This is a genomic window from Yokenella regensburgei (genome assembly GCF_003634235.1).
GTDB lineage: Bacteria > Pseudomonadota > Gammaproteobacteria > Enterobacterales > Enterobacteriaceae > Yokenella > Yokenella regensburgei.
The window spans coordinates 139,334-152,071 of the sequence record NZ_RBIZ01000004.1 but is presented as its reverse complement, the minus strand read 5'-3'; the positions used below and the strand labels follow the sequence as shown (position 1 = coordinate 152,071).

Below are 12,738 nucleotides of genomic sequence, written 5' to 3'. Positions count from 1 at the left end.
TTAGTTAGCGTTCGCCTGGACAATGGCGTTAATTTGCTGGTTGACCGGATCAAGGCTGATTTCGCGCGCGTTACTTTCGTAAGCCGGAGAGCTGCGTACCTGGCTTGCGAGGATCTGCCCTTCACGGTCGGTGGTATTCACCTCAACCAGGGTCGACAGACCGATACGCAACGGATGTTCCGCAAGCTGCTTCGCATCCAGCTCAATACGTACCGGCAGACGCTGAACCACTTTGATCCAGTTCCCGGTGGCGTTCTGTGCTGGCAGCAGCGAGAAGGCGCTACCGGTGCCCATGTCGAGGCCGACCACTTTACCGGTGTATTTCACGTCATCGCCGTAGATGTCGCTAATGACGGTGGCAGGCTGGCCAATACGCATGTGTGCCAGCTGGGTCTCTTTAAAGTTAGCATCGACCCACAGATTGTTAGCCGGAACCACCGCCATTAACGGCGTAGTCGGGCTAATCTGCGCGCCAGGCTGCACGGAACGACGTGAGACGTAGCCGGTCATCGGGCTGACAATTTTGGTACGTTCCAGCGCCAGCCAGGCGTTACGGACTTCTGTCGCTGCCTGTTGAACCGCCGGTTGCTCTTCCAGACGGGTGTTCAGCACCACGGCCTGGTTTGCGTTGTACTGTTGAATTGCCACATCCAGTTCTGCCTGCGCGCTGGCAACGGCGTCACGAGCGTGCTGCAGTTCTTCGCGACCAATCAGGTTGGCGCTGCCTAACGGGATACGACGATTCAGGTCAGTCTGTGCCTGCGACAGCGCGGTTTTTTTCACCTCGATGTTCGCCTGCAACTGCTTACTGTTAATCATCTGCTGACGCGTCTGACGCACGCTGGAGGCCAGCTGCGTTTTGGCCTTTTCGAAAGCCTGCTGTGCGTCGGTCGGATCAAGCGTAACCAGCACATCGCCTTTCTGCACAAAATCGGTGTTGTCAGCCCAGACTTTCGTCACGCTGCCGGACACCTGCGCCATGATTTGAACCTGGTTCCCTGCCACGTATGCGTCATCGGTTTCTTCATAATGACGCAGTACCAAAAACCAATAAATGCCGTATGCCACGGCAATAATGACAAAGAGCAAAGTCAGCAGAAGAAGGGCGCCCTTGCGTTTACCTTTCTTACTGGCTGGTTGCTGCGGGGTTTGCATCTCCGCATTCGCGCTCATGATTTTCTCCACGATCTTATTTTTCACATCGGCCTGGCCGACAATTCGTCAGAAAGGCCAGCAGTTGCTGGCTGCTGGCCTGTCAGTTTTTCTTTTTTCAATCTGGAAGTTAGCGCGAGCCTGGGCTTACCGAAGAGCCTCAAGAACAGCGCCATCCTCATCCATCTGGTCAAGACGGGTGAGAAGTTTTCGGGTGATGTTCTCAAGCTGATCGCGTTCTGTTGCGTTCAGTGAGGACCAAAGTTGATGTAGACAATGATGCTGCGGAGGCAGTACCTCACGCAGGAACTGGTGACCTTTATCCGTCAGCTGCAGGTGCAAGCAACGTCTGTCGTTATCGCTTTCGCGGCGTTCTATCCAGCCACGCTTTTCCAGTTCATCGGCGATACGGGTCGCGTTGGTCCGGGAAGACCCCAGCGCACAGCTCAGCTCTGAAGGCTGAATACTATGATTTTCCTGAGATTCAAGGGTGATTAACGCCATAAACAGCGTCTCGTTAATCCCCTGAGCCTTCAGCATCTTATTACGGTTTTCCAGCAGTTTACCCTGCATGTGCATGCACAGACGGGTCAGAAGGATCTCTTGATACGGGAAATCTTCGTGACGGCTGGCACGAAATTTGAGCATTTGTTCAATGGGCGTGAACGAACTATCCATTTGGGCATGACCTCATTAATTGCAGCCGATATAGTAACGATGGTGACAAATAAAGTAAATGAATTATTGACCTTAATTCATTCTAATTATTTATGAAATGAGGAAAATCATTCACGCCATACCGATCACACTTCCGCCGCCTGGCGATGATAACCACGCCACCAGACCAGTAAATTCAGGGCCGCGATACCCGCTCCGGCGAGGCACACGCCCGCCCATCCGAAGTGCTGCCATGCTGAAGCTGATATTAACGATCCTGCTGCACCACCGACAAAATAGCAGGTCATGTAGCCTGCGGTCAGACGGTTACGGGCGTCGGGTTGCACACGATAAATCACGGTCTGGTTGGTGATGTGAACGCCCTGAACGGTGAGATCAAGCACCAGGATGCCAACGATAAGGGCCAGTACCGAGCCGTGCCCGGCCCAGATGGCAGCCCAGGAAAGCAATAGCAGCACGAGGCTGGCACTGGTGGTCAGGTGCGATTTGCCTTTGTCCGCAAGTCCTCCCACCGGGCGTGCACCCAGTGCGCCTGCCGCTCCGGCAAGGCCGAACAGGCCAATCATACCTTCAGAGTAGTTAAACGGTGGGCTTGCCAGCAGGAAGGCCATCGACGTCCACAGGATGCTGAAGTTGGCGAAGGTCAGACAGCCCAGCAGGGCGCGCGTGCGCAGCAGCTTATTCCCGCTGAACAGCCGGAAGATGGAACCCAGCAGCTGCGGATAGTTGAGATGGTTCTCGTGCTTCACTTTCGGCAGCCCACGCCACAGCGCCAGCGCCATGAGCGCCATCAGCACGCTAGCGACCCAATAGACCGTGCGCCAGCCGCCCAGGCTTGCCAGCAGGCCCGCTACGGTCCGCGCCAGCAGAATGCCGAGCAGCAGCCCGCTCATGATAGTACCAACCACTTTTCCGCGTTTGCTCGGCTCCGCAAGCGTGGCTGCCAGCGGGACCAGGATCTGGGCGACAACGGAGAACAGCCCGGTAAGCGCAGTGCCAAGGATCATCAACCCCAGCGAGGTACTGCTGGCGGTGATGAGCATGCCCCCGGCTGCCAGTAGCGTCATGACGACAATCAGCCCACGCCGTTCGAACATGTCGCCAAGCGGCACCAGGAAAAGCAGCCCGGCGGCATAACCCAACTGAGCGGCCGTAACAATAAACCCGGCCTGTCCGGCGGTGAGCGAAAATGCGTGCGCGATGGTGTCGAGCAGGGGCTGTGCGTAGTAGTTGCTGGCAACGGCCAGACCGGTCGCCACCGACATCAGCGCAATCAGCGCCGGACTAAGCACATGGGAGGTTTTAGTCATGAATAACAGTCATCTGTGAATAAGCGTTTGGATGCTTTGATAATATAGAACGATAAAAATTTTGCCGGGAAGTCAGGTGTCGGATAGTGCCATTGCAGGGGGAATGCGGGGTTGGGCAAAAAAAAGCCCCTGCAGGCAGGGGCGTGGTAAAGATTACTTCTGCGCGGCCAGCGCTTCTTTGATCCAGCCGTCGAACAGCTGCTGATGGGCTTTGATCCAGCCGTCTACGTGGCCCTGAATATCCGCTTCTGACGCTTTGCCTTCATGCATCATGGCGTTCTGGGCGTTGATATCCGCCAGAGGCAGTTTCATCAGGGAGAACAGCTTCGCCGCCGCCGGGTTTTTCTCAGCCCAGACTTTGTTGGCGACAATGTGCATGGTGCTCACCGGGAAGCCGTAGTTGGCGCCGTTGGCAAGTTTGGTATCGACATTCTTTTGCTCGCCGGGCATTGCGGTGAACGGCACCTGCAGCCAGACCACGTCTTTACCCGGCTTCAGCACGTCGCTCACCCAGTACGGTGTCCAGGTGTAGTAAAGAATCGGTTTCCCTTCTTTAAAGCGGGTGATGGTATCGGCCATCATTGCGGCGTAATTCCCCTGATTGTGCTCTACGGTCTTGCTAAGTCCGTAAGCCGCAATCTGGTGGTTAATGACCGCCTCGCAGCCCCAGCCCGGGTTACAGCCGGTCATGTCGGCTTTACCGTCGCCGTTCGTATCAAACAGTTTGGCGATCTTCGGATCCTTCAGCTGTTCGATGTTCTTAATCTGATACTGCTCCGCCGTTTTGCGGTCAATCAGATAACCCTGGGCGGCACCGTTAACCAGCACGCCCTCGCGGTAGAATTTTTTGTCGCCACCCGCGGCGGCATACATGTCATCGTGCAGCGGCTGCCAGTTGACGGCGGTGAAGGTGGCATCACCCGCGGCAAGCGAGGTGTAGGCGACGTTGTAGTCGACTTCGCTTGGTTTATTCACGGTGTAGCCCAGTTTTTCCAGCGCACGGCTAACCAGCAGGGTCTGGAAGGTTTCTTCCGTGATGGTGCTCTGGATTGGCTGCACGGTAATGCCTTTGCCGGGCAGTTCAGCGGCCCAGGCGCTCGTAGAGACAAGCGTGGCGAACGCGGTGGCTATAAGTATCTTATGTCGCATCGTTCTTCCTTAATTGTTATTTGGTGAAGGGACGAGTAATCAGACCAAGTGGGCCACTGGTGTACCAGCGACGGTTACCCCGGCTGCGTGAGTCGCGGCCGACGGCCTGGGTCAGACGGTCAAGAATGATGGCGAGGATAACAATCCCCACGCCGCCGACGGTGGCAAGCCCCATATCGAGACGGCCAATACCACGCAGTACCATCTGGCCAAGACCGCCTACGGCAATCATTGAGGCAATGACCACCATCGACAGCGCCAGCATCAGGGTCTGGTTAACACCTGCCATGATGGTAGGCATCGCCAGCGGGAGCTGAACTTTAAACAGCATCTGACGCGGGCTGGCACCGAACGAACGTGACGCCTCAATCAGATCTGCCGGCACCTGGTTGATACCGAGGATGGTCAGACGCACGATAGGCGGCAGGGCAAAGATAATCGTCACCACCACGCCCGGCACGTTGCCGATACCAAACAGCATGACGATAGGCACCAGATAAACGAACGCTGGCGTCGTCTGCATCGCATCGAGCAGTGGGCGAATAATTTTTGCTGCCCGCGGGCTGCGAGCCAGCCAGATACCTAACGGCAACCCTAAAATCATACAGAACAGCAGAGCGGTCAGTACCAGCGCCAGCGTAATCATCGCCTGGGACCAGGCGCCAATCGCGCCAATGGCGACCAGCGAGATCAGGGTAGCAACCCCCATGCCGAAGCTCGAAATCTGCCAGGCGATCAGCGCAAACAGAATGATGGCGACCGGTGCCGGCATTCCCAGCAACAGCTGCTGGAAGGCGCTCAGGATGTAGTCCACCGGCACGCGAATGCCCTGGAACAGCGGGCGGAAGTGCATGACCACCCAGTCAATGCCGTGGGTGACCCAGCTGTCGAGTGGGATCAGCGTTTTATGAAACGGATCCAGGATGTTGAAGTGTTCCGCCTGCGGCGCCGGGGCGCTGTGCAGCCAGTCGGCGCCAGCGCCATCGGTCGGTGCCGGAGCCGGGTTACCCCAGGCATCAGCGGATGAGGCAGCGCTGTCGGCTGCCGGTGCGGTTTCCCACGGGTTAGATTGATCAGCCATTGTTTGCCCCCTCGCGATCTAAAGCCTGCAGCAGTACGCCTTTGGAAATAATGCCGACGTATTGTTGTTCCTCGTCCACCACCGGCACGGCGCAGCGCGCCTGCCCAACGTGGGAGAGCAAATCACTGAGTGAGGTGCTGGCATCAACGGCCTGCGGTGATTCGAGCAGCGCAGCGTCAATCCCCAGACCTTCACTGAGGGCGGCTTTCAGAGAGTCGATAGAGACAATCCCGACAAATTTATTGCCACGTTCAATGACGTAGCCAAACTCGCGGTCATCATCCTGCAGCAGCTTCAGCGCCGAGCGCGGGCCAAAGCCTGGCGTGCGGCGAATAAGACCCACCGGGGAGCGGCGGGCGATATCTTTGGCGCTAAACACCTGGCTGATATCCACGCCGCGGAAGAAGGTGCGTACATAGTCGTTGGCCGGATTATTGAGAATTTCATCCGGTGTACCCACCTGCACTACCTCACCATTTTGCATAATGGCAATTCGGTCGCCAATTCGCATAGCCTCATCAAGATCGTGGGAAATAAATACCACGGTACGCTGATGTTTGCCCTGCAATTTCACCAGTTCATCCTGCATTTCGGTACGAATTAAGGGATCGAGCGCCGAGAAGGCCTCATCCATTAATAATATGTCAGGGTTAATGGCTAATGCACGGGCCAGGCCGACGCGCTGGCGCATCCCGCCGGATAATTCATCAGGATAGGCATGGGCATAATTTTCGAGCCCGACCTGTCGTAATGCATCAAGTGCTTTTTCCTGACGCTCCTGTGGAGATATTCCAGCAAGTTCCATACCGAAGGCGGTATTATCCACTACGGTCATGTGTGGCATCAGGGCAAATGACTGGAAGACCATCGCAATTTTCTTTCTGCGGACCTCACGGAGTTCACTGTCTGATATTCTGGCGATGTCGACGCCGTCTATCAGGACTTGTCCGCGGGTAGGTTCAATCAGGCGATTGAGAAGGCGTACCATGGTGGATTTACCGGAGCCGGATAACCCCATGATGACAAAGATCTCGCCTTCTTCAATGGCCAGACTGGCGTCTTTAACGCCAAGCGATAATCCCGTTTTTTCCAGAATTTGCTCTTTTGAATATCCTTTTTCAATATATTTGAAAGCCCGCTGTGGGTGCTCGCCAAATATTTTATAGAGATTCTTGATTTCTAATTTAATTGCCATGCAATAGAAGATTTCCTTTTATTTATTTGCGCTATGTATTACCTAATGGAAATAATTGTCTGGCTATACCCTAACATACTCAGAATCTGAGACAACCCTTGCGGCTGACATGGCACGGAAATTGCCAGGCGCGAATCGGTGTGATTTCCCATGAGATAAGGGCTGAGCACAGGTGAAGTTTTTGTGAGATTTTTTGTCAACGCGCAGTATAATTCCGCCTGAATCGTGATGATTCAGGCGAATATGGCATTATGATGACAGTGTAGTTGGTGTGGGATATTTGCGGATAAAAATTGAATGATAAGGGAATATTTTCCGTAAAGCGGCGTAAATGACTTACCCGAAAATAAGCCTCAGAAATCCCAGTCTTCGTCTTCAGTTTCTATTGCTTTACCCATCACATATGACGAACCCGAACCCGAGAAGAAATCGTGGTTCTCATCGGCGTTTGGCGACAGGGCAGCCAGGATCGCCGGGTTTACCGCCGCCATTTCTGCCGGGAACAGCGCCTCGTAGCCGAGGTTCATCAGCGCCTTGTTGGCGTTGTAACAGAGGAAAGCTTTAACATCTTCTTCCCAGCCGGTTCCGGCATAAAGTTCATCGGTGTAGGCGAGTTCGTTATCGTACAGCGCCATCAACAGTTCCAGGGCGAAATCCTTCAGCATCTCTCGCTCTTCCGTGCTGACTTTCTCCAGCCCTTTCTGGTACTTATAGCCGATGTAATAACCGTGAACCGCTTCGTCACGAATAATGAGGCGGATAAGGTCGGCGGTGTTGGTGAGCTTACCGCGGCTCGAGAAATACATCGGTAGCCAGAAGCCGGAATAAAAGAGGAAAGACTCCAGAAACACGCTGGCGATTTTTTTCTTCAGCGGATCGTCTGCGGCGTAGTGGGCCAGCATCAGATGCGCTTTACTCTGCAGCGGCGCGTTGTCCTCGCTCCATTGATAGGCCGCATCCACATCTTTGGTCTGACACAGGGTCGAGAAAATCGAGCTGTACGAGCGGGCATGAACCGCTTCCATAAAGCAGATGTTCGACAGCACCGCCTCCTCATGCGGCGTTAGCGAGTCCACCATCAGCGATGGTGCGCCAACGGTGTTCTGAATCGTGTCTAGCAGCGTTAGCCCGGTAAATACGCGGATAGTGAGCTGTTGCTCCTCCGGTGTCAGGGCCTGCCAGGCCGGAATATCGTTCGACAGCGGCACCTTTTCCGGCAGCCAGAAGTTACTTGTCAGACGGTTCCAGACCTCCAGGTCTTTATCATCCTGAATCTTGTTCCAGTTAACGGCGCTGACGCGTGATAAACGGTTCATCCTTATCTCCTTACAGGGCGCAGGATACGCAGCCTTCAATTTCTGTGCCTTCCAGCGCTAGCTGGCGCAGGCGAATGTAGTACAGGGTTTTGATCCCTTTCTTCCAGGCGTAAATCTGCGCCCGATTAATATCGCGGGTGGTGGCGGTATCGGGGAAAAACAGCGTCAGCGACAGGCCCTGATCGACATGGCGAGTGGCTTCGGCGTAGGTATCGATGATTTTCTCCGGACCAATTTCGTAAGCATCCTGGTACAGCGCCAGATTGTCGTTGGTCATAAACGGCGCGGGGTAGTACACGCGGCCGGTTTTCCCTTCCTTACGAATTTCCACCTTCGAGACGATAGGGTGGATGCTGGAGGTGGCGTGATTGATGTACGAGATAGAACCGGTCGGCGGTACCGCCTGCAGGTTCTGGTTGTAAATGCCGTACTGCATCACATCGTCGCAAAGCTGTTGCCACATCTCCCGCGTTGGCAGGGTGATGCCTGCGCGGCTGAACAGCGTTCGCACTTTTTCGGTTTTTGGCTGCCAGTCACCGTCCAGATATTGGCTGAAGTATTCCCCGCTGGCGTAGCGCGATTCAGCAAACCCGGCAAAACGTTGACCACGCTCGCGTGCGAGCTTCATCGAGGTATGCAGCGCATGCCAGGTGACGGTGTAAAAATAGAGGTTGGTGAAATCCAGTCCCTCCTCGCTGCCATAGGCAATACCTTCGCGGGCGAGATAACCGTGCAGGTTCATCTGGCCAAGACCAATGGCGTGAGAGGCGGCGTTACCGGCTTCAACCGATGGCACCGAGCGAATGTGGCTCATGTCTGAAACGGCAGAAAGACCACGAACCGCGGTTTCCACCGTGAGCGCAAAATCGGGTGAATCCATGGTGTGGGCGATATTCAGCGAGCCCAGATTGCAGGAAATATCTTTACCGACATGGCCGTAGTCGAGATTTTCATCGAAGGTCGACGCGCTGTTGACCTGCAGGATCTCTGAGCACAGGTTACTCATGTTGATGCGTCCGGCAATCGGATTGGCGCGGTTTACCGTATCCTCATACATGATGTACGGATAGCCGGATTCAAACTGAATTTCCGCCAGGGTCTGGAACAGGTCGCGAGCGGAGATCCAGCTTTTACGCACTCGCTCGTCGGCGACCAGCGTCGGGTACATCTCGCTTATGGCGATATCCCCGAAGGCTTTGCCGTACAGGCGCTCAACGTCGTAGGGTGAGAACAGCGCCATCTGCGCGTTCTCCTTCGCAAGCTGGAAGGTGATGTCCGGGATAACCACGCCGAGGGAGAGCGTTTTGATGCGGATTTTCTCGTCAGCGTTTTCGCGCTTGGTATCAAGAAAACGCAAAATGTCAGGATGATGCGCGTGCAGGTATACTGCCCCGGCCCCCTGACGCGCGCCCAGCTGATTGGCATAAGAGAACGCGTCTTCCAGCATTTTCATCACCGGAATGACGCCGGAGGACTGGTTTTCAATACGCTTAATCGGCGCCCCGGCTTCACGCAGGTTAGAGAGCAGGAACGCCACACCACCGCCGCGTTTTGACAACTGCAGCGCCGAGTTTACCGCCCGACCAATCGACTCCATATTATCTTCAATACGCAGCAGGAAGCAGGAGACCAGCTCGCCGCGCTGCTGCTTGCCGCCGTTGAGGAAGGTCGGCGTCGCGGGCTGAAAGCGCCCGGAGAGGATCTCGTCGGTCAACTGACGGGCGAGGGTTTCACTGCCCTGCGCCAGCGCCAGCGCCACCATCACGACGCGATCCGGGAAGTGCTCCAGATAGCGTTTGCCGTCGAAGGTTTTCAGCGTGTAGCTGGTGTAGTACTTCCATGCGCCGAGAAACGTCTGGAACTGGAACCCGCTGCTGTGAGCGTGGGCAAACAGCTCAATCACAAAAGCGCGGGAGTAGCGGCTCAGCACGCTGTCATCGTAGTAGCCTTCAGCCGTGAGCCACGCCAGACGAGCCTCCTGCGAGTCGAACGCCACGCTATTGGGCTGGACGTGGCTGCTCATGAATGCCGCCACCGCCTCCCTGTCTTTGTCGAACTGTATCCGCCCGTTGGCGTCATACAGATTCAGCATGGCGTTGAGGGCATGGTAGTCCGGCGTGCTTTGCATCACGCGCTCTGCGGTTGTCGTTGCCAAAATTCGCTCACTCCTTTTCGAACGCTGTCGATATCGTGTTGGGTACCCATCAGTTCAAAGCGCCACAGAAATGGCACCTGGCACTTTTTCGCAATCACATCCCCGGCGAGGGCATAGGCTTCGCCAAAATTGCGGTTCCCCGAGGCGATGACGCCGCGGATAAGCGCCCGGTTGTGGGGATCGTTTAAAAAGCGGATCACCTGGCGGGGAACGGCACCGGCCAGCCCACCGCCGCCGTAGCTTGGCACCACCAGTATGTACGGCTCATCCACCTGAATGCGCTCCCGCTCGTTAAGGGGAATGCGTACCGCAGGCAGCCCCAGACGCTCGATAAAGCGGAGCGTGTTTTCGGAACTGCTGGAGAAATAGACAAGATGACTCATAGGCTTGCCGTCATTGCATCAGGGCGCAGACGATTAATCATGTCCGGACGAAAACCCGACCAGCTGGTTTCGCCCGCCACCACGACCGGAAGCTGGCGGAAGCCCTGCGCACGCAGGGTATCGGCGGCCTCTGGAACCTGGTCGACGTTAACCATTTCAAACGTAAACCCGCGAGTTTCCATCGCCCGTTTCGTGGCGTGGCACTGAACACAGTCATTTCGAGTGTAAATAGTAATGCGCATGATTCGTATTTCCATTTAAAATAACGGGACGGCGCCATGATGAGCGTCGGTTATCGTGTGGTGATTTCAAATGGAATACTAGATGTAGTTGAATTAAAGTTCAACCATACAATATATAGATCTTTTGGGTTGGTTTGCCCCCATCGATGAGCACGACGGGGGACGGGCTTTTGACAGCCAAAATTACATGCGCATGCTGACCGCGAGGCGGTTAAAGGCGTTCATCAGCGCGACAGCAAAGGTCAGGTCGCTTATCTCAACGGCGCTAAAATGCGCCAGTAACGGCTCATAAACGGCATCTTCGGCACGGGTGTCGGCAATCAGCGTGACGTCCTCCGCCCATGCCAGCGCAGCGCATTCGCGCTCACTGAAGTGATGGCTGACACGCCAGCCGGCCAGCGCGTCAAGTTTGGTCTGCTCAACGCCGCTTTTACGCAGCGCTTTGCTGTGCATCTCCAGGCAAAACGCGCAGCCGTTGATCTGCGAAATGCGCAAATACACTAGCTCAATCAGCGTCGACTCCAGCGAGCACTTTTCGAGGGCTTTGCTCGCGTGGACAAAAGCATTGTAAACCTCTGGGCTCAGTTCATAGTAAGGCTGGCGAAGTGTGGTCATGGTCGTTCTCCTCGTGTAGTTGCCGCCAAAGTAGCACTATAATGGTCTGTACAACATGACCATATTTTTAAGTAAAAACCAGACCATGATGGATGTGAAAAGCAGCCCCCGCTACCAGCAAATTGCCCGACAAATTAAATCAGCAATAGAGCAGGGCGAGCTCGTGCCGGGAAAACGCCTGCCTTCCAGTCGGGTGTATGCAGAGGAGCTTGGCGTATCCAGAGCTACCGTCGAGAGCGCGTATGCCGAGCTGGTGGCGCAAGGCTGGCTTGAACGGCACGGCCAGTCCGGTACTTTCGTAAGCGTTGCGCTCAGTACGCAGCAGCCTGAAGAGGAGGCGCTGTGGTTTGCCGACGAGCAGCCGCAGCCGCAGCCGTTTCAGATGGGGCTTCCGGCGCTGGATCTTTTCCCCCGGGCGCTGTGGGCAAGGGTAATGGGCCGAAGGCTGCGCACCCAGACCCGGTTTGACCTCGCGCTGGGCGATGTTTGCGGCGAGCAGGTTTTGCGTCAGGCGATTGTCGACTACCTGCGTTACTCGCGCAGCATTGATTGTCAGCCGGAACAGGTTTTTATCACCTCCGGATTTGCGGCATCGATGGCGACGCTGCTGCGTGCGCTTTCCCGTCCCGGCGACGGAATGTGGGTTGAGGACCCCGGTTTCCCGCTGATCCGCCCGGTGGTGACTCAGCATCAGGTGATACTGCATCCGGTACCGGTGGATGAAGATGGCATGAACGTCGGCGCAGGCATCCAGCAGTACCCGACGGCCCGCTTTGCGCTGTTAACTCCGGCGCACCAGAGTCCGCTAGGCTGTGCACTGTCATTACCGCGCCGACGACAGCTGCTGGAGTGGGCGACACAGCATGATGGCTGGATTATTGAAGATGACTACGACAGCGAGTTTCGTTATCAGGGTAAACCGCTGCCGCCGCTGAAAAGCCTGGATGCCCCGCAGCGGGTGATTTATGCCGGGACGTTCAGCAAATCGTTATTCCCGGCATTGCGCACGGCCTGGCTGGTGGTGCCACCGCCGCTGGTGGAGACGTTTCGTCAGCAGGCACGAATGATGCCCTGTACGGTGCCGGTGCTCTGGCAGCAAACGCTCGCTGATTTCATCCGCGATGGCCACTTCTGGCGGCACCTGAAAAAAATGCGTCACAGCTATGCCGAGCGTCGTCAGTGGCTGGAGGCAGCTTTAGCCGGGGAGGGGTTCCACGTGGTACCACAACTCGGCGGTATTCAGCTGGTGATGTCGGTTGCAGAAGACGACAGGCGCCTCGCCTTCCGCGCCAGAGAGTTGGGTCTTGCGGTACAGGCTTTGGGCGACTGGCGGCTGGGCGGTCAGGGAGAAGGAGGGTTACTCATGAGCTTCACTAACATTTCATCCATGGAGCAGGCCACGGCGCTTGCCAGGCGGCTGCGGGAAGCCATAACGTAAAAACCCCTGCGGGCCGAAGCAGGC

Annotated in this window: 12 protein-coding genes; 1 reads left to right on the top strand and 11 read right to left on the bottom strand. The window is 55.9% G+C overall.

Annotated features, from left to right (window positions below):
* The 11 genes from emrA to C7387_RS12055 form a co-directional block, all read right to left on the bottom strand.
* A complete protein-coding gene (gene emrA / locus C7387_RS12105; RefSeq protein WP_038255191.1) occupies positions 1-1,173 on the bottom strand; it encodes a multidrug efflux MFS transporter periplasmic adaptor subunit EmrA in 1,173 nt (390 codons plus the stop codon).
* Between the two features lie 126 nt (positions 1,174-1,299).
* On the bottom strand, positions 1,300-1,830 hold the full coding sequence (gene mprA / locus C7387_RS12100; RefSeq protein WP_006817304.1) for a transcriptional repressor MprA: 531 nt from the start codon (positions 1,828-1,830) through the stop codon (positions 1,300-1,302).
* Positions 1,831-1,955: 125 nt separating this feature from the next.
* A complete protein-coding gene (locus tag C7387_RS12095) occupies positions 1,956-3,140 on the bottom strand; it encodes an MFS transporter (protein ID WP_038255189.1) in 1,185 nt (394 codons plus the stop codon).
* A 153-nt stretch (positions 3,141-3,293) separates the two neighbouring features.
* Positions 3,294-4,289: a glycine betaine/L-proline ABC transporter substrate-binding protein ProX gene (proX, locus tag C7387_RS12090; RefSeq protein WP_006817306.1), complete on the bottom strand. Its 996-nt coding sequence runs from the start codon at positions 4,287-4,289 to the stop codon at positions 3,294-3,296.
* A 16-nt stretch (positions 4,290-4,305) separates the two neighbouring features.
* The gene (proW, locus tag C7387_RS12085) at positions 4,306-5,370 is read right to left on the bottom strand and encodes a glycine betaine/L-proline ABC transporter permease ProW (RefSeq protein ID WP_006817307.1); all 1,065 of its coding nucleotides are present in this window, start codon (positions 5,368-5,370) and stop codon (positions 4,306-4,308) included.
* On the bottom strand, positions 5,363-6,565 hold the full coding sequence (proV, locus tag C7387_RS12080; protein ID WP_006817308.1) for a glycine betaine/L-proline ABC transporter ATP-binding protein ProV: 1,203 nt from the start codon (positions 6,563-6,565) through the stop codon (positions 5,363-5,365). Before proV ends, proW begins: the two co-directional genes overlap by 8 nt.
* Before the next feature lie 353 nt (positions 6,566-6,918).
* On the bottom strand, positions 6,919-7,881 hold the full coding sequence (gene nrdF, locus C7387_RS12075; RefSeq protein WP_120816783.1) for a class 1b ribonucleoside-diphosphate reductase subunit beta: 963 nt from the start codon (positions 7,879-7,881) through the stop codon (positions 6,919-6,921).
* Positions 7,882-7,891: 10 nt separating this feature from the next.
* Positions 7,892-10,036 carry a class 1b ribonucleoside-diphosphate reductase subunit alpha gene (gene nrdE / locus C7387_RS12070; protein WP_120816782.1) on the bottom strand — a complete coding sequence of 715 codons (2,145 nt, stop codon included), beginning with the start codon at positions 10,034-10,036 and terminating at the stop codon, positions 7,892-7,894.
* Positions 10,009-10,419 (bottom strand): class Ib ribonucleoside-diphosphate reductase assembly flavoprotein NrdI, encoded by a 411-nt coding sequence (nrdI, locus tag C7387_RS12065; protein ID WP_006817311.1) that lies wholly within the window; start codon positions 10,417-10,419, stop codon positions 10,009-10,011. The genes nrdE and nrdI overlap by 28 nt, the downstream gene beginning before the upstream one ends.
* Entirely contained in the window at positions 10,416-10,676 is a 261-nt protein-coding gene (gene nrdH / locus C7387_RS12060; protein WP_006817312.1) for a glutaredoxin-like protein NrdH, read from the bottom strand. The genes nrdI and nrdH overlap by 4 nt, the downstream gene beginning before the upstream one ends.
* A gap of 168 nt (positions 10,677-10,844) precedes the next feature.
* Positions 10,845-11,276, bottom strand: a complete 432-nt coding sequence (locus C7387_RS12055; RefSeq protein WP_006817313.1) for a carboxymuconolactone decarboxylase family protein — start codon at positions 11,274-11,276, stop codon at positions 10,845-10,847.
* 88 nt (positions 11,277-11,364) lie between these two features.
* Between C7387_RS12055 and pdxR the strand changes: the two genes are divergently transcribed.
* The gene (gene pdxR, locus C7387_RS12050) at positions 11,365-12,714 is read left to right on the top strand and encodes a MocR-like pyridoxine biosynthesis transcription factor PdxR (protein WP_120816977.1); all 1,350 of its coding nucleotides are present in this window, start codon (positions 11,365-11,367) and stop codon (positions 12,712-12,714) included.
* Positions 12,715-12,738: the final 24 nt, after the last annotated feature.